This window comes from Tsukamurella sp. 1534 (assembly GCF_000312385.1).
GTDB lineage: Bacteria > Actinomycetota > Actinomycetes > Mycobacteriales > Mycobacteriaceae > Tsukamurella.
The window spans coordinates 856,833-883,303 of sequence record NZ_HE997627.1 but is presented as its reverse complement, the minus strand read 5'-3'; the positions used below and the strand labels follow the sequence as shown (position 1 = coordinate 883,303).

At 68.1% G+C, this 26,471-nt stretch carries 25 protein-coding genes; 17 read left to right on the top strand and 8 right to left on the bottom strand.

The genetic code is table 11. The features are described from left to right. Positions 1-198 precede the first annotated feature (198 nt). On the top strand, positions 199-864 hold the full coding sequence (locus tag BN39_RS16600; protein WP_019203565.1) for a TetR/AcrR family transcriptional regulator: 666 nt from the start codon (positions 199-201) through the stop codon (positions 862-864). Between the two features lie 157 nt (positions 865-1,021). On the opposite strand, the gene BN39_RS16595 is transcribed toward BN39_RS16600, so the two are convergent. Continuing rightward, positions 1,022-1,759, bottom strand: a complete 738-nt coding sequence (locus BN39_RS16595; RefSeq protein ID WP_040768150.1) for an SDR family NAD(P)-dependent oxidoreductase — start codon at positions 1,757-1,759, stop codon at positions 1,022-1,024. Between the two features lie 48 nt (positions 1,760-1,807). On the opposite strand from BN39_RS16595, the gene BN39_RS16590 reads away from it, so the two are divergent. Beyond that, on the top strand, positions 1,808-2,320 hold the full coding sequence (locus BN39_RS16590; protein WP_019203563.1) for a MarR family winged helix-turn-helix transcriptional regulator: 513 nt from the start codon (positions 1,808-1,810) through the stop codon (positions 2,318-2,320). Between the two features lie 62 nt (positions 2,321-2,382). Here the strand turns inward: BN39_RS16590 and BN39_RS16585 are convergent, their stop codons facing one another. Further along, a complete protein-coding gene (locus tag BN39_RS16585; RefSeq protein WP_019203562.1) occupies positions 2,383-3,321 on the bottom strand; it encodes an iron-siderophore ABC transporter substrate-binding protein in 939 nt (312 codons plus the stop codon). Between the two features lie 132 nt (positions 3,322-3,453). Here BN39_RS16585 and BN39_RS16580 point away from each other — a divergent pair, with 132 nt between their 5' ends. The 4 genes from BN39_RS16580 (at position 3,454) to BN39_RS16565 (ending at position 9,704) form a co-directional block, all read left to right on the top strand. Next, positions 3,454-4,638 (top strand): ROK family transcriptional regulator, encoded by a 1,185-nt coding sequence (locus BN39_RS16580; RefSeq protein WP_040768148.1) that lies wholly within the window; start codon positions 3,454-3,456, stop codon positions 4,636-4,638. 123 nt (positions 4,639-4,761) lie between these two features. After that, on the top strand, positions 4,762-6,243 hold the full coding sequence (locus BN39_RS16575) for a sugar porter family MFS transporter (protein WP_019203560.1): 1,482 nt from the start codon (positions 4,762-4,764) through the stop codon (positions 6,241-6,243). 100 nt (positions 6,244-6,343) lie between these two features. After that, a complete protein-coding gene (locus BN39_RS16570; protein ID WP_040768546.1) occupies positions 6,344-7,318 on the top strand; it encodes a carbohydrate kinase family protein in 975 nt (324 codons plus the stop codon). Positions 7,319-7,322: 4 nt separating this feature from the next. Continuing rightward, complete coding sequence (locus BN39_RS16565) at positions 7,323-9,704, top strand: glycoside hydrolase family 65 protein (RefSeq protein ID WP_019203558.1); 2,382 nt, start codon at positions 7,323-7,325, stop codon at positions 9,702-9,704. A 15-nt stretch (positions 9,705-9,719) separates the two neighbouring features. On the opposite strand, the gene BN39_RS16560 is transcribed toward BN39_RS16565, so the two are convergent. The 4 genes from BN39_RS16560 to BN39_RS16545 form a co-directional block, all read right to left on the bottom strand. Beyond that, the gene (locus tag BN39_RS16560) at positions 9,720-10,100 is read right to left on the bottom strand and encodes a MerR family transcriptional regulator (RefSeq protein ID WP_019203557.1); all 381 of its coding nucleotides are present in this window, start codon (positions 10,098-10,100) and stop codon (positions 9,720-9,722) included. After that, complete coding sequence (locus BN39_RS16555; RefSeq protein ID WP_051159033.1) at positions 10,097-11,056, bottom strand: aldo/keto reductase; 960 nt, start codon at positions 11,054-11,056, stop codon at positions 10,097-10,099. Before BN39_RS16555 ends, BN39_RS16560 begins: the two co-directional genes overlap by 4 nt. Positions 11,057-11,159: 103 nt before the next feature. Beyond that, the gene (locus tag BN39_RS16550; RefSeq protein WP_148281518.1) at positions 11,160-11,444 is read right to left on the bottom strand and encodes a hypothetical protein; all 285 of its coding nucleotides are present in this window, start codon (positions 11,442-11,444) and stop codon (positions 11,160-11,162) included. Between the two features lie 249 nt (positions 11,445-11,693). Beyond that, entirely contained in the window at positions 11,694-12,176 is a 483-nt protein-coding gene (locus BN39_RS16545) for a DUF1648 domain-containing protein (RefSeq protein WP_019203554.1), read from the bottom strand. A gap of 122 nt (positions 12,177-12,298) precedes the next feature. Here BN39_RS16545 and BN39_RS16540 point away from each other — a divergent pair, with 122 nt between their 5' ends. The 11 genes from BN39_RS16540 to BN39_RS22825 all read left to right on the top strand — a co-directional run bounded on the left by BN39_RS16540 (position 12,299) and on the right by BN39_RS22825 (position 24,826). Further along, positions 12,299-12,736 (top strand): OsmC family protein, encoded by a 438-nt coding sequence (locus BN39_RS16540; protein ID WP_019203553.1) that lies wholly within the window; start codon positions 12,299-12,301, stop codon positions 12,734-12,736. A 2-nt stretch (positions 12,737-12,738) separates the two neighbouring features. After that, positions 12,739-13,020: an acylphosphatase gene (locus tag BN39_RS16535; protein WP_040768147.1), complete on the top strand. Its 282-nt coding sequence runs from the start codon at positions 12,739-12,741 to the stop codon at positions 13,018-13,020. A 66-nt stretch (positions 13,021-13,086) separates the two neighbouring features. After that, a complete protein-coding gene (locus BN39_RS22370; RefSeq protein ID WP_202803306.1) occupies positions 13,087-13,821 on the top strand; it encodes a hypothetical protein in 735 nt (244 codons plus the stop codon). A gap of 1 nt (position 13,822) precedes the next feature. Then, positions 13,823-15,028 (top strand): glutathionylspermidine synthase family protein, encoded by a 1,206-nt coding sequence (locus BN39_RS16525; RefSeq protein WP_040768146.1) that lies wholly within the window; start codon positions 13,823-13,825, stop codon positions 15,026-15,028. Further along, positions 15,025-15,474 carry a DUF350 domain-containing protein gene (locus BN39_RS16520; protein WP_019203549.1) on the top strand — a complete coding sequence of 150 codons (450 nt, stop codon included), beginning with the start codon at positions 15,025-15,027 and terminating at the stop codon, positions 15,472-15,474. The genes BN39_RS16525 and BN39_RS16520 overlap by 4 nt, the downstream gene beginning before the upstream one ends. Before the next feature lie 10 nt (positions 15,475-15,484). Then, the gene (locus tag BN39_RS16515) at positions 15,485-16,504 is read left to right on the top strand and encodes a LacI family DNA-binding transcriptional regulator (protein WP_019203548.1); all 1,020 of its coding nucleotides are present in this window, start codon (positions 15,485-15,487) and stop codon (positions 16,502-16,504) included. Between the two features lie 177 nt (positions 16,505-16,681). Next, complete coding sequence (locus BN39_RS16510) at positions 16,682-17,983, top strand: MFS transporter (RefSeq protein WP_019203547.1); 1,302 nt, start codon at positions 16,682-16,684, stop codon at positions 17,981-17,983. 11 nt (positions 17,984-17,994) lie between these two features. Beyond that, positions 17,995-19,476, top strand: a complete 1,482-nt coding sequence (locus BN39_RS16505; protein ID WP_019203546.1) for a glycoside hydrolase family 32 protein — start codon at positions 17,995-17,997, stop codon at positions 19,474-19,476. A gap of 49 nt (positions 19,477-19,525) precedes the next feature. Further along, entirely contained in the window at positions 19,526-23,116 is a 3,591-nt protein-coding gene (gene smc, locus BN39_RS16500; RefSeq protein WP_019203545.1) for a chromosome segregation protein SMC, read from the top strand. Positions 23,117-23,243: 127 nt separating this feature from the next. Beyond that, positions 23,244-24,353 carry a DNA cytosine methyltransferase gene (locus BN39_RS22830; protein ID WP_086010311.1) on the top strand — a complete coding sequence of 370 codons (1,110 nt, stop codon included), beginning with the start codon at positions 23,244-23,246 and terminating at the stop codon, positions 24,351-24,353. Between the two features lie 83 nt (positions 24,354-24,436). Next, entirely contained in the window at positions 24,437-24,826 is a 390-nt protein-coding gene (locus tag BN39_RS22825; protein WP_081586179.1) for a very short patch repair endonuclease, read from the top strand. Here BN39_RS22825 and BN39_RS16490 read toward each other — a convergent pair. Together BN39_RS16490 and BN39_RS16485 are read right to left on the bottom strand one after the other, a co-directional pair. Then, positions 24,817-25,590: a hypothetical protein gene (locus BN39_RS16490; protein ID WP_237741708.1), complete on the bottom strand. Its 774-nt coding sequence runs from the start codon at positions 25,588-25,590 to the stop codon at positions 24,817-24,819. The two genes, BN39_RS22825 and BN39_RS16490, sit on opposite strands and share 10 nt — an antisense overlap. 1 nt (position 25,591) lies before the next feature. Then, positions 25,592-26,254, bottom strand: a complete 663-nt coding sequence (locus BN39_RS16485) for a hypothetical protein (RefSeq protein WP_237741707.1) — start codon at positions 26,252-26,254, stop codon at positions 25,592-25,594. Between the last annotated feature and the right edge of the window lie 217 nt (positions 26,255-26,471).

Sequence of the window (26,471 nt, the reverse complement as noted above, 5' to 3'; positions counted from 1 at the left end):
CGCGCGACCAGGGCAAGTGCAACAGCTCGTGTCTGTAACGCGAATCTCACTGTAAATCAGAGTCAGACTCTAGTCTAGAGTCTGGCTCTGATTTATTGTGGAGTGATGATGCATCCGACACGTCGTCCACCCGCCTCGACGGCCGTGCGTCGGCGCAGAAGTGGGGCACAACGTTCAGCTGCACTACGATCTGCGACGATGACGATCGATAAGTCGGCTACTTCGACCGTTGAGCAGGCGGGGCCTGCAGCACGTGGCGAGCGGCGCCGGGCTAAGACTCGCGCGGCGATCATCGCTGCCGCCGAGGAGCTCCTGGGCCACACTGCGCCGGATTCCGTGCGAATCGAGGACGTCGCCACGCGTGCGGGGGTCTCGCCGGCAACGGTGTATGTGCATTTCGGCAGCAAGGACGGCCTGGTCGCGGCGACGACCGAGCATCTCCTCGAGGTAGCGACCGCAGAGGTTGCCAGTGTCACCAGCGGTGACGGTCCTGCCGTTGAGCGCATCATCGCGACGGGGCGCGCGTACCTCCAGCTCCTGATCGATCATCCGGCGTTGACCCGCTACCTCACCGGTAGGCAGTTGCGTACCGACGCGATTGTGTCCGCGTCCGACTTGCGTATCGATGAGCAGCTCGAAGGCTCGCGCCTCGCGTTCGAGCAGCTGATCCAGGACGCGATCGACGCGGGTGAGGTGCTGCCCCATGACGCACGCCTGATGTCGCACTTCCTCTTCGGCGCATGGGTAGGACTGGCCGCGTTATCCCTGGAGGGAAATCCCCGACCGCTCACCGACGAAGACGTCAGCAGAGCCGGCCTGCAGGCCCTGGAGGTCCTGACGCGGGGTGCCGCCGCTCGGCCATAGAGGTCGAATGTCGTTGCCGACGAGGTGCTGCGGTACGACCGTCACAGCGCCGTGCTCCCGAGCCGCAGCTGGTAGGCCGCTCCGACGATGCGAATCAGGTTGTACACGAACGGAGTGCTGACAGTGTCATCGCGAGTTCCTACTTTCTGCCGAACGGTCAGCGGGCGAGTTGGGCGCCGCCGTTGATGGGGAGGACCTGCCCGGTGATGTGTCCGGCGCCGGGGCTCGCCAGGAACGCGACCAGCTCGGCGACGTCCTCGGGCGACCCCGGCCGCCCGGTGGCTGTGCGTTCGACGAGTCTCCGGCGCCGGTCGTCGGTGAGTGCGCCGCCGAAGAACTCCGTGTTCACGACCAGCCCGGGCGCCACCACGTTGACCGTGATGCCGCGGGGGCCGAGGTCGAACGCCGCGTACGCCGTCCACGCCTCCAGCGCCGCTTTGGCCGCGCCGTAGCTGCCTCCTCCTCCGTCGCGTGCGGCGATGGAGCCGATCGCGATCACCCGGGCGTCGGTGGTGAACCGGTCGCGGAGCGCCTCGGTCACCAGCACGGTGGTCAGTACGTTGGACCTGAAATTCTCCTGCCACCCGACCGCTAGGTCGGCCAACGGATCCGCGAGTGTCCGACGCCCGAACTCGGTATTGGCGCCGGCGTTGTTGACCAGTGTGTGCACCTCCTCGGGTAGGGCCGCGAGCGCGGCGTGAATCTGATCGGGCTGCGATGCGTCGAAGCACACGGGGTGCGCGCCGATCTCCTCGGCGGTCGTGCGCAACACATCCGGGCGTCGCCCGGTCACCCAGACCTCCCAACCGCTGTGTATCAGCTTGCGCGCGACCGCCTTCCCGATCCCCGTGCTCCCGCCGGTGACTACCGCGTTCATATTTAGGTCTAAACTCATGGGTCGAAGAGTAGAGTATTTTTAGGTCTAAAGACAAGGGGCGCGTTGATGGCGGATATTGCCGGAGAGATCGTGCGGGCGTGGCAGCGGGAGTTGCCCGGCACCCCCACGGATTCCATCGAGATCATCACCCGTATCTGGCGGGCGGGGAAGCTCCTCGAGGACGAGCGCCGCCGAACGCTCGCAGCTCTCGGCATCGACCGGGCGACCATGGACCTGTTGTCGATGTTGCGGCGCGCGGGTGAGCCGTATCGGCTGGCACCCGCCGAGCTCGCCGCCCAATCGCTGGTCAGCGCCGGTGCCATGACTCAACGAGTCGCCAAGGCCGAGGCCGCAGGCCTGGTGACTGTGCGAAGGACTCCCGCCGGTACGCGCACGATCGACGTTGGACTCACTGCGGACGGACACAGATGGATCGATATCTCGGTCGCGGACCTACTGACACACGAATCGACGCTGGTCGAGCACCTGAGTGTAGAGCAGCGAGCCCAGCTGGCGGATCTGCTCGAAGTCTTTCTGGGGGGTCTGCACGCCCGTCTCGACGCTCCCGGTCGCCCGTAGCGCGACGAGGGGCTGATCGTTCGTCAGTCGGGTCGATGCGGCGCAGGGAGAGCGCGGTGGCGCTACTTCGTCATGAATTTCTGCATGTCCGAGAGGACCCGCTCCGCGGCGACGGTGGAGGCGTTGACGAACCAAGGATCGACGTCGACCTCGAAGGCGTGCCCGCGTTCGACGACCGGAAGCTTCTGCCACAGTGCGGATTCCGTCAGGCTGCGGGACGCTTTCGGGAAGGAGTAGAAGAGCCAGTCGGCGTCGAGCATGCCCACCTCCTCCGGCGAGAGCGGTCGGCTGGCCACATCGGTGAATCGTTGGGCCGGAGGGCGGGTGAGGCCCGCGTCGGTCCCGACGATGCTCGCGAGCGCCAGCTCGCCGAAGTACAGGTACTGATCTCCGCGCGCTCGGACCAGCGAGATCGTGGCGGAGTCCCCGCGGGTTCGCCCCCATTCGCGGGCCCGGTTCTCGTAGTCGGCGAGGAGCTTCTCGCCCGCCCGGGGTTGCTTGAGGGCGTCGGCCACGATGGCGAGGTCGGCCTTGAACGCCTCGGAACCGCCGGTGGTCTGGACGGTGGTGGCCATCCTGGACAGCTGGTCGTTCAGGGACTTGTCGTTGCGCTTGTTGGTCAGGATCAGGTCCGGTTGCAGTGCGGCGATCTTCTCCGGGGACGGAGAAGTGCGTTCGCCGACGATCTGGATCGCATCGAGGTCGTACTTGTCGCCGAAGGCGTCCCTGATGAACCGGGGGATTCCCGTGCTGTTGGTCGCGTCGGGTGCGACGACGGCGAGGCCCACCGGCACCGTGCCCAAGGCGAGGCAGTAGTCCAGGTGGCCCGTCGAGAGCGCTACGACGCGCTTCGGGGCATCGTCGTCGCGCGTCTCCTCAGGGGTGGAGCTGTCGCACGACGACAGGAGGGCCGCGGCGCCGAGCCCGCAGGCGCCGCGGAACAGCGAACGCCGGCTGACCCGAGGAGCGACGTCGACATCGGAGGGAGTCCATGTGAGCACTGCATTAGGTTAGCCTAAGATCGGTGCTCGATCTGCTGACCGCCCGGGTTTCGAGGCGCGGTCGCTTGTCGAAGGCATGCGTGGCCGCGCTAGTGCTGCCCGAATGCGCCGGGGTGCGTCATAAATCCTGGCATGATCTCGGCCATGGCTGAACGGTCCGGTCGCCCAGGGGCGCCGAGTGCGCTCCGTGAGCAGAATCGGCGCAGGGTGATTCACGCGCTCGAGGCGCACGGAGATCTGACCCAGGCGGATCTCGCGCGCGAGACGGGGTTGGCCACGGCGACGGTGTCGAACATCGTGCGCGCGCTCATCGGTGAGGGAACGGTGGCGACCGACAGCTCCCGCGCGCGGCGGACGGTGCACCTCGTGCGTGCGGCCGGCCACGTCGTGGGAATCGATCACGGGCACAGGCACGTTCGGGTGGCCGTGGGCGATCTCTCCCACACGATCCTCGCGGAGACGCGCGCCGAGCTCGCGATCGGGGTCACGGCGGAGGAGGGGCTGGCGGTCGCATCCTCGTTGTTGACCGACGTGCTGCAGCGCGCGGGCGTGGATCGGTCGACGGTGGTCGGCGCCGGGATGGGGCTCCCGGCGCCGATCGAGCGCGCGACGGGCAGGGTGGGCTCCCCGTCGATCCTGCCGGGTTGGGTGGGTGTGGACGCCTCCGCGGTCGCGACTCGGGCGCTGGGCCTTCCCGTGACCGTCAAGGTGGGGAACGACGCCAACCTCGGCGCACTCGCGGAGCGCCGCTGGGGAGCGGGCATCGGGGTGACGGACATGGCCTACCTGAAGTTGTCGGAGGGGGTCGGCGCGGGACTCATCATCAACGGCGACGTCTTCTCGGGGATGACCGGTACCGCCGGAGAGATCGGGCACACGACGACGGACGAGTTCGGAGACGTGTGCCGGTGCGGCAATCGGGGGTGCCTGGAGACCCTCGTCTCGGCCGGTCGCGTGTCCCGCTTGCTGGAACCCACCCTCGGGCGGCGCGCCACCATCGCCGAGATCGCCGACCAGGCGCGGCTGGGCCAGCGGGCCTGCGTCCGCGTGCTCGAGGACGTCGGACGCCTGGTGGGCCGGGCGCTCGCGGATCTCTGCAACGTCTTCAACCCCGAGCTGATCCTCGTCGGCGGGGAGCTGGCGCAGGCGTCGCCGGTTCTCATCCCCGCGATCCGTGGAGTCGTCGACCGGTGCGGCGTTCCCTCGGCCACCGCGTCTCTGCAGATCGTTCCCGCCAAGCTGGGGGAGAGGACGCACATCCTCGGCGCCTTCGCGCTCGCGGTGGAGGGGATCCCCGCGCCGACGTTCACAAGTTGAACGAAGTTTTCGGTAGTTCGGCCGCGTCCGAGGAATTCGTGGCCTCCAGTCCGCGCGGATGGCATTAGATGTGGTGAGTATCACGCATGGCGTCTGCGGTTGCAGCGACGAGAAAGGCCTGAGATGGAAAGTGGCGGAGGGTTCTCGAATGAACCGTCGGTATTCGGAGAGGACGAGAAGTCCGCGGGCAACCGGATCGTCCTGATCGCCGCGGTCGCGGCGCTCGGCGGGTTGCTGTTCGGCTTCGACAGCGCGGTGATCAACGGCGCCGTGAAAGCCATCGAGCAGGACTTCGAGGTGAAGGGCGCGGTCCTGGGATTCGCGGTGGCGTCCGCGCTCCTGGGTGCCGCCGCCGGCGCGATGACGGCCGGCCGCATCGCCGATCGCATCGGTCGCCTCCGCGTCATGCAGATCGCGGCGGTGCTGTTCTTCGCGAGCGCGGTGATCACCGGTCTCGCCCCCGAGATCGTCACGTTGGTGTTCGGTCGCATCGTCGGCGGGCTCGGCGTCGGTATCGCGTCGGTGATCGCCCCGGCGTACATCGCGGAGACGTCGCCGGCCCGCATCCGCGGCCGCCTGGGGTCGCTGCAGCAGCTCGCGATCGTGTTGGGCATCTTCCTGGCCCTCCTGGTCGACTACGTGCTCGCGGAGCTCGCCGGTGGCGCGAACCAACCGCTGTGGTTCGGCTTGGACGCCTGGCGCTGGATGTTCCTGTCGATGGCGATTCCCGCGGTGGTGTACGGCGTGCTGGCCACGACCATTCCCGAGTCCCCCCGATTCCTGGTCGCCACGCACCGGATCCCCGAGGCGCGCAAGGTGCTCACGCTGCTGTTCGGGGAGAAGAACCTCGATATCACCATCACCCGCATCCAGGAGAGCCTCGAGGGCGATACGAAGCCGTCGTGGCGTGACCTGAAGGGCCCCGGCGGAAAGGTGTACCCGATCGTCTGGGTGGGACTCCTGCTGTCCGTGTTCCAGCAGTTCGTGGGTATCAACGTGATCTTCTACTACTCCAACATGCTCTGGCAGGCAGTCGGTTTCGAGGAATCGCAGTCGTTCCAGATCAGCGTGTTCACCTCGGTGGTCAACATCGCGACCACGATCGTCGCGATCATGTTGGTCGACAAGGTCGGCCGCAAGCCGCTGCTGATGGTCGGCTCCGCGGGTATGACCGTCACGCTGGCGACCATGGCGGTGTGCTTCAGCACCGCCACGGAGGGGCGCAACGCCGCCGGCGAGGTGGTTCCGCATCTCGACGGCGCGTGGGGCCCGATCGCCCTGGTCGCCGCGAACCTGTTCGTCGTGTTCTTCGGGATGAGCTGGGGCCCGGTGGTGTGGGTCCTGCTGGGAGAGATGTTCCCGAACCGCATCCGCGGCGCCGCTCTCTCGCTGGCGGCGGCGGGCCAGTGGGCCGCCAACTGGCTCATCACGGTCTCCTTCCCGGAACTCGCGGATCTGTCGCTGGTGTTCGCGTACGCGATGTACGCCGGGTTCGCACTGCTGTCGCTGTTCTTCGTTTCGCGGTACGTCAAGGAGACGAAGGGCATGTCCCTGGAAGACATGGACGCCGCGGCGGGGATCGCACACCCCAAGAGCCCCGCCTGACGCCCGGCCCCTCTTCCCACACCTCTCGGAGTTCATGATGTCCCTTCCTGGTTCCCCCGTGCCCGAATCCGGTCCGGCCGCCGTCCGTAAGCCACGCAAGGTGGCAGTGCTCGGGCCGATCCCACGCGATCACGTGATCACGCACCGCGGTGAGGTCTTCGACAAGTACGGCTGCGTCCTCTACACCGTGGCGGCCCTGGCGGCGCTGCTCGGTCCGGATGACGTGGTCCGGCCGATCGTCCACGTACGCAAGCAGGACATGCCGCAGATCATGGCGATCCTGTCCCGCTTCGACAACATCGACTACACCGGCCTGCGGGACGCCTCGGACCGTGGAGACGTGATCGAACTGACGTTCCGCGACCAGAACTACCGCGACGAGCGGCAGGTCGGCTTCATGCATCCGATCACCCCGGAGGACGTCGAATTCGCCTTGGACTCCGACGCTTTCATCTGCGTTCCGGTCACCGACTACGAGGTGGCGCAGCCGACGCTCGCCTACATCCGCGCGAACAGCAACGGCGTCATCCTCCTGGACGCCCACGGGCCCACGGTGTCCCTGACATCGGCGGGGCACCGCGTGCCCAGGATGTGGATCGACCGCGACGCCTGGTTGCCCAACATCGACATCCTCAAGATGAACCTGGAGGAGGCGGGATGCAGTTGGTTCCCGCCGCCCGGTCACGATCCCGACCTCTTGGGCGCCGAACTCGCGCTCGACGAGTTGCCCGTGTTCGCCGAGCACTGCCTGCGGCACGGCGTGAAGGCGGTGTGCGTCACCCTCGACGAGGAGGGGTGCAGGGTCTTCTGGCTCGACGACGGCGTGATGCAGCAGCAGACCGTGCCGCGGATTCCCGTCGCAGAGGTGGTGGACACCACCGGGTGCGGTGATTCCTTCGCCGCTGGGATGGGATTCGGATACCTCGAGAGCGGGGGAGACTTCATCGCCGCCGCGCGGTACGGCAACGCGATGGGCGCGCAGCGGTGCGCGGGTCGCGAGATCGACGTGTACCTGCCGCTGGCGCAGACCAAGGCCCAGATCGACGCGGTCTACACGACGTCCGGGAGCGAGTGAACCGATGAACGACACCGATACACAGGATCCCGCCATCACTCCCGCCGGAGTCGGCTCGGGCGGCCCGTGGGAGATCGTCGAAGAATCCTGGGAACCGGGACGCGCCAACTATTTCGAGACGATCTTCACCGTGGGGAACGGTCGCCTCGGCACCCGGGGCTCCTTGGAGGAGGGGCACCTGGGGAGCGTCTCGGGCACCTACCTCGCCGGGGTGTACGACGCCCATGACTCCCAGGTCATCGATCTGGTGAACGCGCCGGACTGGTTGGCCACCGAGATCTTCGTCGACGACGAGCGTCTCGACACCGAAACCGCCTCCGTCACCGAGCATCGCCGCGTCCTCGACCTGCGGACCGGGGTGCTCGCCCGGACCACGGTGTTCACCCGCGGCGACGGTTCCCGGGTGAAGGTGCAGTCGCGACGTTTCGCGTCGATGCACGACCGCGACGCCTGCCATCTAGCCCTTTCGGTGACCCTGCTGGACAAGGCCGGAACAGTCACCGTCGCGACGAGCGTGGACGCGCACCGTCGGAACATGGAGTGCCTCCCGGTGTACCCGGAGGGCACCGTGTTCACCCACGAGCGGAAGTGGGAGAAGTGGGCGCTGTCCCAGCACCTGCACGAACAGGGCCACGGCTTCGCCGAGGACATCGGCTGGGTGGTGACCCGGACCATCGATTCGGGCATCGATGTGGCGTACGCGATGCGGGTGGCCCCGGTGGGCCGAACCGAACCGCAGACCCGCCGTCGTGGTCGGCACGAATCGGTGACCACCGAGCTGGCCTTCACGGCGGCGGTCGGCGAAACGGTCGGGATCGAGAAGACCGTCGCGGTCGCGACGTCGCGCGACGTGGACTCGGGCGACGCGGGTGCGCTGCTGCGGGCGCGCCGGACCGTCCTTGCGGCGCCGGGATTCGACGAGGCGCTGGCCGATTCGTCGGAGGCGTGGGCGGACATGTGGCGGGCGGCCGACTGCCGCGTCATCGGGGACGATCGCGCGGCCCTCGCCATGCGATTCGCCATCTACCACCTGTTGATCGCGGCGAATCCGGACGATCCCACCGTGAACATCGGCGCGAAATCCCTTTCCGGAGAGGGGTATCGGGGGCACGTGTTCTGGGATACCGAAGTGATGATGCTCCCGTTCTACCTCTTCACCCAACCCGGCACCGCGCGAGCGCTGCTCGGGTACCGGTTCCACACCCTCGACGGGGCACGTGCGGTCGCGGCGAACGACGGCAACGCCGGCGCGCGGTACCCGTGGGAGTCGGCTGACACCGGGCGGGAGGAGTGCCCGATCGTCACTCCCGACGGACAGAACCGCTTCTACACCCGCGACCAGGAACTGCACGTGACGGCGAACGTGGCCTACGCGATCGGCCGCTACCGCGAAGTCACCGGCGACACGCGTCACCTCCTCGACGAGGGGGCGGAGATCGTCTTCGACACGGCCCGGTTCTGGCTGGACCGATGCGAGGACGACGGCGGCAGACTGGTGCTCAAGACCGTCATGGGGCCCGACGAGTTCCATTCGTTCGTCGACAACAACGCGTACACGAACCGCATGGTGCGCTGGCACTGGGACTTCGCGGTATCGGTCTTCGACGAGCTGACGCGCGACGAACCCGCTCGCCTCGCCGAGATCTGCGCAGACCTCGGAGTCGGCGTGTCCGACCGTGACGCCTGGGCGGAGGCCGCCGAGCGGATCGTCGCTCCCCGAGACCCCGACTGCGGGCTCATCGAACAGTTCGACGGGTACTTCGCGCGCGAGGAGGTGCCCGTCACCGAGTGGGACGACAACGACATGCCGCGCTATCCCGCCGGTTTCAACCATTTCAACTGCGAGACCACCACGCTCCTCAAGCAGCCGGACGTGGTCCAACTGATGTTCCAATTACCGGACGACTACACCGAATCCACGCGGCGGGAGAACTTCGAGTTCTACGAGAAGCGGACCCTGCACAAGTCCTCACTGAGCCCGTCGATCCACGCGATCGTCGGACTCCGGGTGGGTGATGCGTCGATGGCCGAACGGTACTTCGCCCGATCGGCGTACGTGGACCTCGACGACAATCAGGGCAACACCGAGGACGGGATGCACATCGCGTCCGCCGGCGGTACCTGGCAGATCGCGATCCTCGGATTCGGCGGCTTCGGGGCCAACGACACCGGCCTGCACTTCGCGCCACGCCTCCCGGCATCGTGGGAGCGGCTGCGTTTCACGATCCAGTGGCGCGGCCGCGAGGTCGAGGCGGATCTGGGGCACGACGAGTCCCGGTTCCGCCTGCTCGGTGACGGTGGTCCCGAGACGATCACGGTCGACGGACGCGCCGTCGAACTCGAGGTCGGCCGCACTGCGACGATCGCGACCGCCGCGGTGAGATGACGCTCGCGCCCGACCTCACCGGCTCCGGCGCGGGGGCAGGCGCCGCGCGTAGTCGTCGATCTTCCCGTCGACGAGGTCGAGAGCGTCGTCGAGGCGTCGACGACGGTCGAGGATGCGTTGCCGGTGCTCCCGGAGAAGGGCCAGTCGTTCCGGGACTCCCGCGGGGTCGCGGGCGGCGTGGCGGGTGAACTCGGCGATGTCGGCGAGCGGCATGCCCGTCTCCCGGAGCCGCAGGAGGACTTCGATCAGGTGGACGTCGCCCTCCGTGTAGCGGCGTCTGCCGGCCGAGTCGCGGGTCGGCTCGGGCAGTATGCCGCGGCGCTCGTAGTAGCGGAGGGTATCGGCGTCCAGGCCCAGTCTGCGGGCGACGACACCGACGGGGTGGCCGGTGGTCATCGCCCCATCCTGGCAGCGTCGAGGGCCGTGAGGGAGTCGATCCCGAGAGAAGTCCGTACGGCCGTCGCGGCGGAGCGCAGCTGCGCGGGAGTGGACACCCCGACCACCGGCTGCACCCGCTGACGCCGCTGGCCCATCCACGCCAGAACGGTCTGGCCGGCGTCGAGCCCGGCGCTCGCCGCGACCTCGTCGAGAATGCGGAGGGCCCGTGCGGTGACCGCCGTGGCGTATCCGTCGGGGAGCGGGCGGTCGCCGCGGGTGTAGGCACCGGACAACAGCGGCGAGTACCCGAGCATCCCGATTCCGGCGGAGCCGCACGCGTCCGCGACCGCCTCGTCGAGGAGCACCTGTGGTGCGAGGTTCGCATCGGCGTCCGGTCGGAGGTAACTGAACCGCTGCTGGAGCAGCGAGTACCCCTCCCCGTTCCCGGCGCTCCTGATCGCCTCCCGCAGGCGCGGCGCGGGAAGATTGCTCGCGCCGATACGCCGGACGAGCCCGTCCCGCCGGAGCTCCTGCATCGCCCCGATCGTGTCGGCCAGCGGAACGGAGGAGTCGTCGATGTGGGCGTAGAGGAGGTCGACGTGATCGGTGCGCAGCCTACGGAGGCTGTCGTGCACCTGCGTCCGGATCGCAGTGGGGGACAGTCCGAGTGCGTCGGCGAGATCGCGACTGCCCGGACGCGGCCGCGCCCCGACCTTCGTGGCCACGTCGAGGGAGTCCCGTCGGCCGGGGTGGGTGCGCAGCCAGCGGCCCAGGACCGTCTCGGATTCGTCCCCGGATCCACCGGGGACCCAGAACGCGTAGTTGTTGGCGGTGTCCCACGACCGGATGCCGGAGTCGTACGCCTCGTCGAGCATGCGGGCCGCCGTGGGTTCCGGCACCGTGGTTCCGAAGTACATCGTTCCCAGCGTCATCGGGCTGCGGACCGTCGATGTGGTGTTCTCGTGTGACGTCATGGGGGGAATGGTCCGACCTGGACCGGGGTCCAGGTCAACCATCACCTCCCGGAGAGCGCGTCGGATGGGCGCCGCCGCGAATCCCGAGGTCAGAAGCGCGAGGTCAGAGGAACGGGTTGTTGCCCGTGCGGAGGCGCCGTACCGGTGGGGCGTCGCGGCGGGCGTCGATCACCGCGGGCGAGTGCAGGAACTTCTGGACGACGTCGACGGACAGCAGTACCTGGTAGGGCACGTTGAGGCGGTCGGAGAGAATCCGGATCGGATCGGCCGCGTCGGCGGCGTGCCGGGTCGCCCAGACCAGCGCCGCGTGCAGGTCCGGGAACCCGGCGGGTCGTGCCCACAGGTCCCACTTCGGCGCGGTACGGGCGATCATTCTCGCCGTGGGCACCGTCGGAGATGTCAAGGGGGCCACGGAATCTGGTTCGCGCTCGGTCATCTCGGTTCTCCCTCAGCGGTTTCCGTGGCGGTGCGCCCGGCCACCGCACATCACACGACAGCCGGTCGAGCGCTCACAAGGGTTGCTGAGGGTTGCATCGGATGTCAAATGGATTCAGCAGCAAGGACTTTCGTATTGCAACCGCACATTCGGCGAGGGTTCGGCGGGCGAGTTCGGAGGCCGAAACGATTCGATGAAGCGCTATTCCACGGGCGGGTGAAGGAGCTTCCAGATCAGGTACCCGACGGTCGCGAGTACGAGCACCGGAAAGATCCACGTGACCAGGCCGGTGGCCGCGTTGTCCTGCGGTGAGGCGATTGCACCGACCACCGACACCCCGACGAGCAGCTGCACGCCCGCGCCGATCCACAGCATCGAGCTCTGCAGGAGCGTGTCCAGTTCGCTGCGATGATCGGCGGCGAGCCAGTACTCGCGGTTCGGGGTGTTGATCATCCGCGCGGGGATCCGTGAGGTGAACGCGGCGATCGCGCCGAACAGGACCGCGGTGCCCAGGCTCGTGGCCGCGAGGAAGGCGACGGACTCGCCTCGCGGCCCCCACGAATCGGCCTTGCCGCTCGCGCCCCAATGGGTGGGGAAGGGGTCGGGCCCGGATGCCGCGGCCCAGGCCAGCGACACCGCGCAGAGGAGCACCGCGACGAGGAAGATCGACCACCGCGTGCGCATGTTACCCAGGCTACAAGATTGCCGGCGCCGTCTCGGCGACGCCGCGCGCCGCCCGCCGCACCGAATGTGTCCGTTGGATGTAGGTCGCAAGACGATGGGACAACTAACGGTAGATTGGTCACATGCCGGATGACACCACCGCACAGACCCCTTCGACCGAACTCTGGGTGGAGCGCACGGGCGTGCGCCGATACACGGGGCGCAGCTCGCGGGGCGCTGAGGTGCTCGTGGGCTCGGCCGATGTGGAGGGCGTGTTCACCCCCGGTGAGCTGCTCAAGATCGCTCTCGCCGCCTGCAGCGGCATGTCCACCGACCACGTGCTCGCGCGCCGCCTCGGTGAGGACTACGACGCCACCGTTCGCGTCTCGGGTGACGCGGATCGCGAGAACGAGACGTACCCCGAGCTCAACGAGATCCTCGAGCTCGACCTCTCCGAACTCGACGAGGCGGCACAGGAGCGCCTCATCACCGTGGCCCGGCGCGCCGTCGATCAGGTCTGCACCGTCGGGCGCACCCTCAAGGCGGGCACCGTCGTGAACCTCGACATCAGCACGGACTAGCGGTGGTCGACGAGCACGAGCGAATGACCGCCTGGGTCCACGGCAGGGTTCAGGGCGTGGGCTTCCGGTACTGGACCAAGACGCAGGCCCTGGAGCTCGGGCTCCTCGGATACGCGGCGAATCAGCCCGACGGCCGGGTGCGGGTGGTGGTGGAGGGTACGCGCAAGGCGTGCGACACTCTGCTGGAACGCCTGTGGTCGGGCAACGGACCTGGCAGGGTCGACCTGGTCGTGGAGCTGTTCGGACCCGCGCGCGGCGGGCTCCCGTACTTCGAGGAGAGGTGAGCGATGCAGCCATCGGTTCCTGAGAACCGACCGGCTGGGGAGATCCCTGGGCCGGAAACGAACTACATGCCCGTCCCAGGCATGCCCCCGAACGTCTCGATGCCCGATCCCTCGGCGAACCCGCAGGCGAACGGGCCCGACGGTCCGCCCGTGGGGCCCCGTCAGGGCCGCATCCGGCAGCAGGACGATTCGACGCGGGCGCGGCCCGAGACCGTCGCCGAGGCCCGCGCGCGGCAGCGTGCGCAGCGGCAGCGCGCCGAGGAGGAGGCCCGCCTCGCTCGCGAGGCGGCCGCGGAGGCGCAGAAGAAGGCCCGGCGCCGCAAGCAGATGATCGGCGCCGGCGTGGGCGTCGGCGTGGTCGGCGCCATCGCGCTGCTGTACGTGGCCATCCCCGACGGCAACGACTCGCAGCCCACGCAGACGGCGTACTGCACCACCGGCGACGGCCAGGTGGTGGCCGACAGCTACTGCTCGACGGGCTCCATGAGCCCCGTCACCGGGTTCATCCTGCTCAACGGCATGAGCTACCGGTACAACTACGGCGGCAACGTCGCCAACGGCCGCGTGACCGGAGGCAGTTACGACCGCCCCACGGGTACCGCGTTCCGCACCCAGTCCGGCACCGCGGTGGACCCGGGCAAGGCCACGTCGTTCAACTCCAGCGGGCAGACGAACGCCGGGAGCAAGCCCGCGCCGCCGGCGGCGAAATCCGGCGGCAGCGGCAAGAACATCGACCGCGGCGGACTCGGCACGTCCAACAAGGGCGGCTCGGGGTCCGGCGGCAAGTCGAGCGGGTCCTGACGTGCGACGGATGCGGGGAACACCCCGCGCGGGCTGGCAGCAGACCGTCGAATCGCAGGGACTGGTGTTCGGCACCCCCGCGCGCGACAGCGCCGGGAACGACCGCGATTACTGGGACGAGTCGGTCTACTACGAGTTCGACATGGACGAGGTGCTCTCCCTCGAAGCCCAAGTGGGCGTTCTCCATTCGATGTGCCTGAAGGCCGTGGAGAACGTGATCCTCACCGAGCGGTACGCCGATTTCGGCATTCCCGAATGGGCGTGGGGCGCGATCGAGGAGTCGTGGAAGCGCCAGGATCCGCACGTCTACGGCCGCTTCGACCTCCGCTACGACGGGCGTCGGCCGCCGAAACTGTTGGAGTACAACGCCGATACGCCCACCTCGCTGCTCGAGGCCGCCGTCGTGCAGTGGTACTGGTTCCAGGACACCGCGCCCGACACCCGCCCCTGGGACGAGGGCGGCTACGACCAGTGGAACTCGCTGCACGAGATGCTCGTCGAGCGGTGGGGCGAGGTGAAGAACGTGCTCCCCGCGTCGGAGCTCCACTTCACCTGGTCCGGTGCCGACGCCACGGGCGAGGACCACGTGACCACCGGCTACCTCCAGGAGACGGCCGCCGAGGCCGGGTTCGACACCGTCGGCCTGCCGATCGAGGACGTCGGCTGGGATCACGACCTCGCGACGTTCGTCGACCTCGAGGACGCGCCCATCAACGCGACCTTCAAGCTCTACCCGTGGGAGTGGATCCTCGAGGACGACTTCGGCAGGCGCGTCGTCGAATCCATCCCGAAGACCACCTGGATCGAACCGTTGTGGAAGACGATCCTCTCCAACAAGGCGATCCTCGCCGTGCTGTGGGAGATGTACCCCGATCACCCGAACCTGTTGCCCGCGTACATCGACAACCCGGGCTTCCTCACCGAGTACGTGAAGAAGCCCAAGCTGGGGCGTGAGGGCGCGAACCTCACGATCGTCGACGCGGGCCGGGAGACGGCGACCGGCGGCGTCTACGGCGCCGAGGGGTATGTGTACCAGCTGTTCGACCCGCTTCCCGAGTTCGACGGCTTCCGTCCCGTGATCGGGGCGTGGGTCGTGGGCGACGAGCCCGCCGGGATCGGCATCCGCGAGACGTCCGGCCTCATCACCGACGACGGGGCGGCTTTCATTCCGCACCGCATCACCCCGAAAGGCACCTCCGCATCATGAACACGACACTTCTCGCCGCCGCTGACTTCGGCACCCTGGGCAAGGGCATCGGCGCGATCTGCCTGTACGCGCTGGTCGGCCTCGTGCTGATGGTGGCCGGCTTCTACGCCGTGGACCTCTCGACGCCCGGCAAGCTGCGCGACCTGGTGCGGCTGGGCAAGCCCAACGCCACCTACATCACCGCGGCGGGCATGATCTCGATGGCGTTCATCATCGTGGTGGCGATCTACGCCGCCGGCGGCCGCCTGGTGGAGGGCGTGACGTACGCGGTGGTGTACGGGCTGGTCGGCATCGTCGCGCAGATCATCTGCGTGCGCGTGCTGGACCTGGTGACCAGCATCGACATGGACGACCTCATGTACTCGGACGTGTTCCTGCCGCAGGCCCGCGTGATCGCCGCGGCGCACGTCGCGCTCGGCCTGATCGTGGCGATGGCGGTCTTCTGATCGGCCACCGGTGACACCGCATCGCGTCACTCTGGCCGACGTCGCGCGGGAAGCGGGCGTTTCCGTGGCGACGGTGTCCTTCGTGCTGTCCGGGCGCGAGGGCATGCGGATCACCGAGTCGACGGCCGACCGCGTGCGCGCGGCGAGCGAACGCCTCGGGTACCGCCCGGATCTCGCGGCCCGCAGCCTGCGCGCGAAATCGACGATGACGCTGGGGCTGGTCTCGGACACGATCGGCTCGGAGCCCTACGCCGGCTACATGGTCCGCGGCGCGATCGAGGAGGCGTCCGCGACCTCGCGGATGGTGATCCTCGCGGAGACGGAGGACTACCGCGCGGACGGGGCCGACCTCGTGGAGGCGATGTTGGACCGGCGCGTGGACGGCCTGATCTACGGCGCGATGTTCACCCGGGACGTGGTCCCGCCGGCCCGGCTCGCCACCGTTCCCCACGTCTTCCTCAACTGCCTTCCCGCGACGCTGTCCGGACCGGCGGTCGTGCCCGCGGAGCGTGCCGCGGGCCGCACGGCCGCGGCCGCCCTCCTCGAAGCGGGGCACCGCGACGGGATCCACCACATCGGCGGGCGCCAGGTGTGCGACAGGCACCCCGACGGCATCTACGCCGGGCACGAGCGCCTGGCCGGTGTGGGGGAGGAGCTGGCGTCCTCCGGGGTCGAGCTCGCGGGTGTCGCCGAGTGCGAGTGGATACCCGAAGAGGGGTACCGCGTGGTGGCCGACCTGCTCGAGTCGACGCGTCCGTCGGCCCTCATCTGCGCGAACGATCGGACCGCGTTCGGCGCCTACCAGGCGTTGCAGGATTCCGGATTGTCCGTGCCGCAGGACGTTTCCGTCGTCTCGTTCGACGACTCCCAGCTCGCCGGGTGGATGCGCCCCGGGCTGACGTCGGTCGCGCTGCCGCATCTCGAGATGGGGGCGCGCGCGGTGGAGCTGCTGGTGTCCGGCGACCTGACGCCGGTGATCCACGAGGTGCCGATGGCCCTCGTCGCCCGGGATTCGATCTCCGCTCGCTGAGCGGACCCGGCTCCTTCCACGATCCGCTCGTCTCGTTCCGGCTGACGCGCCACGCGCCCGTCGTGCTGAAACGATTAGCTAAATCGTTTAATCCCTTGTCAGGGCGCTGCGTCGGATGTAGTCTTCGTCACACCCGGTCGCGACGATCGGGAGCAGACAGCGAGAGTTTGGAACCCCATGGCGTCGTTCACCCGGGCGTTGAGGAACAGGGCCTACCTGCATTCCTCCGTCTCCTTCCTGTTGTTCTTCGCCTCCTGGGGCATCTGGTGGTCGTTCTTCTCGCCGTGGCTCCTCAAGAGCCCGGAGGAGGGCGGTCTCGGCCTCACCGGCGCTGAGCAGGGCACGGTGTACTCCACCAACTCGGTCGCCGCACTGATCGTGATGTTCCTGTACGGCACGGTGCAGGACAAGCTCGGTCTCCGCCGGCACCTGGTCATCCTGGCCTCCGTGGCGATGGCGGGCGTGGGCCCGTTCTTCATCTACGTCTACGAACCACTTCTCAAGGGACAGTTCATGGTCGGCGTCGTCGTGGGCGCGATCTACCTGTCTTTCGGATTCCTCGCCGCGGCGGGGCTCCTGGAGGCGGTCAGTGAGCGCACCAGCCGCCGATTCGGGTTCGAGTACGGCCAGGCCCGTATGTGGGGCTCCTTCGGTTACGCGATCGTGGCCCTGGTGGCCGGCTTCCTGTTCTCGATCGACCCGCACCTGAACTTCATGGTCGGCTCAGCCTTCGGTATCGCCTGCCTGCTGGTCCAGATCTTCTGGAAGGACGAGACTCCGGCCGAGGCGGCGACGCACATCGAGCCGAGCACACCGTCCCTGAGCGATATGGCTGCGCTACTGAAGATGGGCCGGCTGTGGAAGATCATCCTGATCGTCTTCTGCACCTGGACCTTCTACACCGTCTACGACCAGCAGATGTTCCCCGACTTCTACACCCACCTGTTCGGCGACGTGAAGCACGGCGAGCAGGTGTACGGCGTGCTCAACTCGGTCCAGGTGTTCCTGGAGGCCGCCATGATGGGTGTCGTCCCGATCCTCATGCGCAAGGTGGGAGTGCGGAACATCCTGCTGCTCGGGTTCACCGTGATGACCCTGCGCATCCTGGGCACCGCGATCTTCAGTGATCCGATCATGGTCTCGATCGTCAAGATGTTCCACGCCCTCGAGGTGCCGCTGTGCATCCTCGGCGTCTTCCGCTACTTCACACTGCACTTCAACTCGAAGCTGTCCGCCACGCTGTACATGGTGGGCTTCCAGATCGCCTCGCAGGTGGGCGTGGTCATCCTCTCGCCGCCGCTGGGCGCGCTGCGCGACGCCATGGGCTATCGCACCACGTTCCTCATCATCTCCGGCATCGTCGCGGTCGCCAGCACCGTCGGCTACATCATTCTGAAGAAGGACGACGAAGAGGTCGACGGCGATCCCTTCTACCGGGACCGCCAGGAGCCCCTCGACACCGCGAAGGCCGGCGCATGACGGGCAGGGACATGACGGGGGTGACCATGGAAGCCGAGCTGGCGCGCGCCGAGCGCGCGGTGGCGGAGCTGGCCGCCGGACGCGGGGACCGCTGGTACCCTCTCGTGCACATCGCGGCCGACGCCGGCTGGATCAACGACCCGAACGGCCTGTGCCACTTCGCCGGCCGCTATCACGTGTACTTCCAGCACCACCCGTACGGCGCGCAGTGGGGTCCGATGCACTGGGGGCACGTCTCCAGCGAGGACATGGTGACGTGGCGGCACGAGCCGATCGCCCTCGCGCCCAGCCTGCAGGAGGACCGCGACGGCGTGTTCTCCGGCTCCGCGATCGTCGACGGCGACGACCTGGTCGTGTTCTACACCGGTCACCGGTGGCGGAACGGTGTCGACGAGGACGACGGGAACCTCCAGGTCCAGTGCGTCGCGCGATCGGGCGACGGGACGACCTTCGTCAAGGAGGGCGTCGTCGTCACCGGACCGCCCGAGCTCCCGCACTTCCGCGATCCGAAGGTCTGGCGGATCGGCGACACCTGGTACATGGTGTTCGGCGTGTGCTCGGCCGACGAGCGTGGCGAGGTGTGGCTCTACACCTCGACCGACGGCGCCGCGTGGGAGTTCGACCGCGTCGTGTTCCGCGACCCCGACCCCGAGGCGTTCATGCTCGAATGCCCGGACATGTTCCCGCTCGGCGACAAGTGGGTCATCGTGTACTGCCCCATGGGCCCGAAGCCCCGCGGATACGGCCTGCGAAACGGGCACAACGCGGGCTACGTGGTGGGGGACTGGGAGCCGGGCGGCGATTTCGTGCCGCTCACCGGCTTCCGCCCCGCCGATTGGGGCGGCAACTACTACGCGCCGCAGAGCTTCGAGGCGCCGGACGGCCGGCGCATCGCCTACGGCTGGATGGGCGGGTTCGACCACCCCATCGCGTCGATGCGTGATTCCTGGTGCGGTCAGCTCACCGTGCCGCGCGAGCTCGGGCTGGGCGCCGACCTGCGGGTCCGCTCCCTGCCGGTCCGCGAGTTCGCGCAACTCCGCACCGGCACCGTCGACCTCGGTGAGGTGACGATCGGGCGCGACGAGGAGGTCACGCTCATGCCGGGGCTGGACGCCGCCGACATCGAGCTCACCGTCCCGCTGGCCGACGGCGACGCGGAACGGCTCGGGATGGTGCTGCGTACCGACACCGGCAACGAGATCGTCATCGCGTACGACGATCAGGCGGGCCGCGTGCTCATCGACAGGCGGCGTGCGGGGTACGGCGAGCGCGGCTACCGCGCGGCCCCGGTCGACGGTCCTGTCCTGGAGCTGCGCATCGTCGTGGACCGGGGGAGCGTCGAGGTGTTCGTGGGCGACGGTGCCGAATGCGTCAGCTCGCTGGTCTTCCTCGGCGAGGGGGTGCGGTCGGCGGTGCTGTTCGCCGAATCCGGCACGGCGCGGTTCACGCGCGCCGTTGCGCACCGGCTGGGATCCATCTGGGAGGGCGTGTAGCCGCGTCGGGCGAACATCGGGCCCGTACCAGCGGGTAGTCTCACTGATCGTGTATCTCAAGTCTCTGACGTTGAAGGGCTTCAAGTCCTTCGCTTCGGCGACGACGCTTCGCCTCGAGCCCGGCATCACGTGCGTGGTCGGGCCCAACGGCTCGGGTAAGTCCAACATCCTCGACGCCCTGCGCTGGGTGATGGGGGAACAGGGCGCCAAGGGCCTGCGCGGCGGCAAGATGGAGGACGTCATCTTCGCCGGCACGTCCGGCCGGGCGCCTCTGGGCCGCGCCGAGGTCACGCTCACCATCGACAACGCCGACGGTGCGCTGCCCATCGACTACTCCGAGGTGTCCATCACGCGGCGCATGTTCCGCGACGGCGCCGGTGAGTACGAGATCAACGGCTCCAAGTGCCGGCTCATGGACGTGCAGGAGCTGCTCTCCGACAGCGGCATCGGCCGCGAGATGCACGTGATCGTGGGGCAGGGGCAGCTGTCCGCGATCCTCGAGTCCAAGCCGGAGGAGCGGCGCGCCTTCATCGAGGAGGCGGCGGGCGTGCTCAAGCACCGTCGCCGCAAGGAGAAGGCGGTCCGCAAGCTCGACTCCATGCAGGCCAACCTCGCGCGCCTGACCGACCTCACCACCGAGCTGCGCCGCCAGCTCAAGCCGCTGGGCAGGCAGGCCGAGGTGGCCCGTCGTGCCCAGACGATCCAGGCGGACCTCCGCGACGCCAAGCTCCGGCTGGCCGCCGACGATCTGGTGCGGCGCCGCGCCGAGCTGGAGGACCAGAGCGGCAACGAGGCGTCCATCCGCGCCGAGCAGCAGGAGGTGGCTGCCGCCCTCGACGAGGCCAACGCGCAGGTCGCCTCCCATTCCGAGGCCGTCGCCGCCCTCGATCCCGCTGTGAAGGCCGCGGGCGAGGGCTGGTTCTCCCTGTCGGCGCTCGCCGAGCGGGTCTCGTCGACGGGCCGCATCGCCTCCGAACGGGCGCGGTTGCTGTCCGAGCCCGTGCAGCACGCGCCCGGCCGCGACCCCGACGAGCTGGACGCCGAGGCGGAGCGCGTCGCCGAGGAGGAGGCCGAGCTCATGGAGGCGCTCGAGGAGGCCGCCATGGTCCTTGAGGGCGCCACCGACGAACTCGCCGAGCGCGAGGAGGCCGCTCGCGCCGCCGAGAACGCGCACATGGCCGCCGTCGCGGCCGTCGCGGACCGTCGGGAAGGGCTGGCCCGGCTGGCCGGCCAGGTGGAGACCCTGCGGACCCGCGCCGAGTCCGTCGAATCCGAGTCCGGGCGCCTGACCGCCGCGATCGCCGAGGCCGTGGAGCGGGCCGAGGGCGCCGAGACCGAGTTCGAACAGGTGCAGGGGCAGATCGCCGAGCTGGACGCCTCCGAGGCCTCGCTCGACGAGCACCACGAGCGCAGCATGGCGGCGTTCAACGCCGCGCAGGCGCGCGTCGAGGAACTGCAGGCCGAGGAGCGCGCCGCCGAGCAGAAGGTGGCGTCGCTGATCGCCCGCATCGAGGCGCTCGGGTTCAACCTGGAGCGCGGCGACGGCGCCGCGTGGGTCGTCGAGCACGTGGACGGCGTGACCTCCGCGGTCGCGGAACGGCTGTCGATCCGCGACGGCTACGAGAAGGCCGTCGCGGTGGCGCTGGGCCCCATCGCGGAGGCCGTCGCGGCACCGTCGGTCTCGGTGGCGGAGGCCGCCCTGACCCGGCTGCGGGAGGCCGACGGCGGCCGCGCCGCGCTGGTCGTGGAGGGCGTTGCGCCGGGCGGGCGCTCGGCGAGCGGCGCTCTGCCCGACGGTGCCGTCTGGGCCCTGGACTGCGTGAGCGCACCGTCGGAGCTGGAGGGCGTGGTCTCGTCCGTGCTCGCGGGGTGCGTGCTGGTGCGGACCGTCGGGGAGGCGGTCGCCGTGGTCGCCGAGAGGCCCGAGCTGCGGGCCGTGACGCCCGACGGTGACGTGGTCTCGCACGGCGTGCTCACCGGCGGTTCGGCGGCGCGGCAGTCGGCCCTGGAGGTGCAGAAGGCGATCGAGGCCGCGGAGGCGTCGCTGGAGGAGACCCGGCGGTCCGCGCAGTCCGTGGGCGCCGCGCTCTCGGGGGCGACCGAGGACCTGGCCGCGCGGCGCGAGGTGACCGAATCGGCGCTCGCGGCGCTGCACGAGTCCGATGCGCAGCTGGGCGCCGTGTACGAGCAGCTGGCCCGGCTGGGGCAGGCCGCGCGGAGCGCGCGCGACGAGGCGGAGCGGCTCGTGGCGCAGCGGGAACGGATCGAATCGTCGCGGGACGAGACGCGGGCGGCGCTGGCCGAGCACGAGGAGCGGCTGCGGCTGGCCGAGGAGATGCCGGAGGACGCCGGCGGCTCGGTGGGCACCGAGGCGCGCGACGCCGCGGTGGCGGCGTTGTCCGCCGCGCGGGGCGTGGAAATGGAGGCCCGGCTGGCGCGGCGCACCGCCGAGGAGCGTGCGGCCGGCGTGCGAGGGAAGGCGGAGGGCCTGCGACGGGCCGCCGCCGCCGAGCGTGCCGCGCGGGAGCGGGCCGAGAAGGCCGCGGCCGCGCGGATGGAGGCGGCCGCGGTGGCGGCGTCGGTGGCGGAGAGCGCCGAAATGGTGTCGTCCCGGTTGGGGCGGGCCGTGGCCAGGGCTGCGGCGCACCGGGATTCGCTGGAGCGGCAGCGGGCCGAACGCGGGGGAGCGCTGGACGTGGCGCGCCAGGAGTCGACCGCGCTGAGCGCCCGGCACACGCAGCTGACCGACGCCGTGCACCGCGACGAGGTGGCCCGCGCGCAGGCGGCGATGCGGATCGAGCAGCTCGAGGAGCAGGTGCTGGAGTCGTTCGGCATGGCACCGGACGATCTGGTGGCCGAGTACGGGCCCGACGTGCCGCTGCCGCCGTCGTCGTTGGAGCTGTCGGAGTACGAGGCTGCTCGGGAGCGCGGGGAGCAGGTGGTGCGTCCCGTGGGCATGCCGTTCGAGCGCGCGGCGCAGGAGCGGCGTTTGAAGCTCGCGGAGAAGGACCTGGCGACCCTGGGCCGCGTGAATCCGCTTGCGCTGGAGGAGTTCGCGGCGCTGGAGGAGCGGTACAACTTCCTCTCGACCCAGCTCGAGGACGTGAAATCGGCGCGGCAGGATCTGCTGAACGTGGTCGAGGAGGTGGACGCCAAGATCCTGCAGGTGTTCACCGAGGCGTGGGTGGACGTGGAACGCGAGTTCGTGGAGGTGTTCGCCACCCTGTTCCCGGGCGGCGAGGGCAAGCTGGTGCTCACCGACCCGTCGGACATGCTGGCCACGGGCATCGACGTGGAGGCGCGTCCGCCGGGGAAGAAGGTGAAGCGGCTGTCGCTGCTGTCCGGTGGCGAGAAGTCGCTGACCGCCGTCGCGATGCTGGTGGCCATCTTCCGCGCCCGGCCGTCACCCTTCTATGTCATGGACGAGGTCGAGGCGGCCCTGGACGACACCAACCTGCGGCGCCTGATCTCCCTGTTCGAGCAGCTGCGGGACAAGTCGCAGCTCATCGTGATCACACACCAGAAGCCGACGATGGAAGTGGCCGACGCCCTCTATGGCGTCTCCATGCGTGGCGACGGCATCACCCAAGTCATCTCCCAGCGGATCCGCGGCCAGGAGCTGGGCGCCCTGCCGGTGTAGGCATCCCGAACGTTCGATCGATCTTGTCGGTTGGGTCGGCTATCGTTTCGACCGCTGAGAGCGACGGGTGGGTGGCGCCGGCGCGCCTGCACCGTGTGGTCGCGAGAGACGAATAGAGTGGTGATTCATGTCCGACAATCGTTCTGGCGTCTTGGCGCCAATGGAGTCGCCGAGGATTGTGGACCTCTTCGCTGGGCCTGGAGGGCTCGACGTTGCCGCAACGTGGCTCGGGGTCGAGTCAATTGGCATCGAGCTGGACGAATCGGCGTGCGCGACGCGCGAGGCGGCGGGACTGAGGTATCGGCAGAGCGACGTTCGTGAGGTCGATCCCTTGGAATACCTCGACTACAACGTATTGGCGGGAGGACCGCCGTGCCAGACGTTCACCGTTGCGGGAAACGGAGCAGGCCGTCGGCAGCTCGACCTGGTGTTGCGTTTGGTTGAGTTGCTTGGTCGACATCGATACGGCGAGGTCAAGACTTTGCTGGCGGATGTCGACGATGAGCGCACGGGGCTGGTCCTTCAGCCGTTGCTCTGGGCTCTGAAGCGAGTCGGTTATCGAGCACCCTTCCAGGCGATCGTTCTGGAGCAGGTGCCGGCGGTACTCCCTGTGTGGAAGGCCATGGCCGACGTTCTGCGTGACCACGGCTACGGAGTGAAGTGTGATGTTCTATACACGGAGGAGTATGGCGTGCCTCAGACGAGGCGACGAGCGGCCCTGGTGGCTCGTCACGGAGTACCGGACTGTGCAGTCCGTCTGCCGGAGGCGACCCACGACCGATTCGACCCTCGGCGACCGGAGCTGAACACGAATGTGAGGTCGATGGGGGACGCGTTGCCAGAATTAGGCGCCTTCGAGGTCATTTCGAACTATGGATCGGGAGGGGTTTCGACTGCGCGTGGTCGTCGATTCTCGACGGCACCTGCGTTCACCGTGACTGGCAAAGTGTCGCGCAATCGTGTCCAGTGGGCAGATGGGAACGAGAGACGGTTCAGCGATGATGAGGCCGGCAGACTGCAGACGTTCCCCCGCGACTTCCCCTGGCGAGGCCTAGACGTTTCGCAGCAGATCGGTAACGCTGTTCCGCCGGCATTGGCAGTGCACGTCTTGGCGGCGGCATTCGGTTGGAGTGCGGCACGCCGTGATGATGCTCTGTCTTGTGTGAACCTGCGGTGGGACGAGCGGACCGGGACAGATCAGACGAACCAGGGAAGGTTCCAGGCCGCACTTGCGTGACGAGTCGGTCTGCGTAGACAGTGAATGACGTGCCTCGGAAGCATCAGACGTCCTGGGCGTCGTCCCCGGGAGTGCGGCGCTCGATGCAGGCGAACAAGAGTCGAGACACGCGACCTGAGCTGGCCCTCCGGCGCGCGGTTCACGGACTCGGCCTTCGATACCGCGTAGACAAGGCTCCCATTGCCGGCCTTCGACGGCGGGCGGATCTCGTGTTCCCTCGCCAGAAGGTGGCGGTATTTCTCGACGGCTGCTTCTGGCATGGTTGTCCTGAGCACCATACGGTGAGCAAGACAAACTCGGCCTTCTGGCAGGAGAAGGTTGAGGTGAATCGTCGACGCGACCGCGAGACCGACCGCCGCTTAGCCGATGAAGGGTGGACCGTCGTGCGGGTGTGGGAACATGAGAACGTTTCTGCAGGTGCCGCACGTGTCTATGCAGCGGTCCGACGGCCTACGACTGAACTTCAGTGCTGAAGGCTCGAGGTTGAGGTTTCGATGATCCTAAGTACCCAGTCTTCGATCTCGCGACCGCTCATGACTGAATCGTCGACGAATGCCATCTCTCGAAGTAGTCTCTGAGCTGCGTCGCGAATGAGATGTCGCCGGTCGATCTGTGAAGTCTTTGTGGCTTCTAGGTAGTGTGCGGCGAACGCGGACACGAGGACCGGATTCGCCCCGATCGTTGTGGCGCGTTCTGTGAGCTGGTTGAAGTCTGACTCCATCAGCGAGTCGAGTACGGTTGGGTTCGGTTCGAACTGAACGGCGCGCCACCACTGCCTTGCCCAAGAATGCCGCGTGAGGTCCGACCCGATCCAACGCTCTGTGTTCCAGGTTCCCCGCTTTCCAACCCACCGCCAGCGCCAATGGGTCACGTCAGGAAGCAGTGCGAGAGCGCACCAGGACCACACATCGCGCGACCCTGCCTCTGACCAGTTCATCGGCATCAACACAGGTAGAGCGCTCAGCACTTGGAGATCGAATCGGGCACGGGAGTCATCGCCGGGGTCTCCCTCCTGGTCGAACCCGCGTCTGCGATTGAAACCGAACTGGTTGGCGATGTCGACGACGCCGTCGCGCAGGGCGTTGATATCACGGCGGTTCGCTCTCGTACCCACGCTGCTGAACGAGAACTGTGAAGTGTCGAGATCGACCTTGGGGCCGCTGGTATCTGAAATCTCGGCCATCGCCGGCACCGACTTCGATCGGTCCATGCGGGGCCAGATCAACGGACCATCCACTTCAGAACATCCTTCCAGCCGAGATGCGTCGCGCGACACCCTGGAACGTCGATCTGCGGATCGACAGGGACGATGGATCACTCATATCAGCCAGGTTCATGTCGCCGGTCTGAATGAGGATGCCGCGGAGGACGTCGCCAACGGTCCCGTCGGCGTAATCGTCCGTTGTCAGCTCGCCTCGTGATTTCAGGGCGTAGGCAAGCTCGATGACCGTCTGCATGACACCGGCACTGAGCTCATCCAGTAGCGCCTGCTGCTCTCTGGTCGGCTTCTCGGTCTCGATCGCTCTGATCAGGTGGACGTCACGTTCATTGATCATCACCTGGAAGGTTGAGCTGAAGTTTGCATCCAGCGCCGTGGTCGTTTCGACGTGCCAGGATGCATCGTTGTCGTAGACCTTCCCAGCGAAATCAACCACCGCCATCGGGAACATCGAGCCGTCGCCTTCAAGAGTCGTGGCAACGGAATCGCGCGCGAGGATCGAGCCGCGATGACGTGGCGCCCCAGGAAGAGCGTCTTCGTTGTCGTCGAGCAACACCAATGCAGTCGTGATATGGACGGTTCCGCCGATCTCGGTACCGGGTAGGCGGGCCGTTATCTCGTTGCGAGGTTCGATGATCACCTTCTTGAACACGTGTCGTCGGATCTTGGAAGCGTCGCTCATCCAGCTCACTGTCAGCCCGAGTCTGGTGTCAGACGCGAGCATGCAGCGTTCTCGCACTGCGTCGATATCGACGTGGACCCCACGAGACAGAGCGAGGTCCGTACCTGACACCCAACCCTCCAACGGTGAGGTCAGCGGAGTCGAGTCACCATGTCGTTCAAGAGACCAGGGAAGCATCTCGACAGCAGTCGGGTTCGGTGTCATGTAAGGCGGCGTG

Bases quoted from the DNA above. Each gene is read 5' to 3' on its own strand.
- BN39_RS16600 (WP_019203565.1), top strand. From the start codon at position 199: ATGACGATCGATAAGTCGGCTACTTCGACCGTTGAGCAGGCGGGGCCT.
- BN39_RS16595 (WP_040768150.1), bottom strand. From the start codon at position 1,759: ATGAGTTTAGACCTAAATATGAACGCGGTAGTCACCGGCGGGAGCACG.
- BN39_RS16590 (WP_019203563.1), top strand. From the start codon at position 1,808: ATGGCGGATATTGCCGGAGAGATCGTGCGGGCGTGGCAGCGGGAGTTG.
- BN39_RS16580 (WP_040768148.1), top strand. From the start codon at position 3,454: ATGATCTCGGCCATGGCTGAACGGTCCGGTCGCCCAGGGGCGCCGAGT.
- BN39_RS16575 (WP_019203560.1), top strand. From the start codon at position 4,762: ATGGAAAGTGGCGGAGGGTTCTCGAATGAACCGTCGGTATTCGGAGAG.
- BN39_RS16565 (WP_019203558.1), top strand. From the start codon at position 7,323: ATGAACGACACCGATACACAGGATCCCGCCATCACTCCCGCCGGAGTC.
- BN39_RS16560 (WP_019203557.1), bottom strand. From the start codon at position 10,100: ATGACCACCGGCCACCCCGTCGGTGTCGTCGCCCGCAGACTGGGCCTG.
- BN39_RS16555 (WP_051159033.1), bottom strand. From the start codon at position 11,056: ATGACGTCACACGAGAACACCACATCGACGGTCCGCAGCCCGATGACG.
- BN39_RS16545 (WP_019203554.1), bottom strand. From the start codon at position 12,176: ATGCGCACGCGGTGGTCGATCTTCCTCGTCGCGGTGCTCCTCTGCGCG.
- BN39_RS16540 (WP_019203553.1), top strand. From the start codon at position 12,299: ATGCCGGATGACACCACCGCACAGACCCCTTCGACCGAACTCTGGGTG.
- BN39_RS22370 (WP_202803306.1), top strand. From the start codon at position 13,087: ATGCCCGTCCCAGGCATGCCCCCGAACGTCTCGATGCCCGATCCCTCG.
- BN39_RS16520 (WP_019203549.1), top strand. From the start codon at position 15,025: ATGAACACGACACTTCTCGCCGCCGCTGACTTCGGCACCCTGGGCAAG.
- BN39_RS16510 (WP_019203547.1), top strand. From the start codon at position 16,682: ATGGCGTCGTTCACCCGGGCGTTGAGGAACAGGGCCTACCTGCATTCC.
- BN39_RS16505 (WP_019203546.1), top strand. From the start codon at position 17,995: ATGACGGGGGTGACCATGGAAGCCGAGCTGGCGCGCGCCGAGCGCGCG.
- BN39_RS22830 (WP_086010311.1), top strand. From the start codon at position 23,244: ATGTCCGACAATCGTTCTGGCGTCTTGGCGCCAATGGAGTCGCCGAGG.
- BN39_RS22825 (WP_081586179.1), top strand. From the start codon at position 24,437: ATGCAGGCGAACAAGAGTCGAGACACGCGACCTGAGCTGGCCCTCCGG.
- BN39_RS16485 (WP_237741707.1), bottom strand. From the start codon at position 26,254: ATGAGCGACGCTTCCAAGATCCGACGACACGTGTTCAAGAAGGTGATC.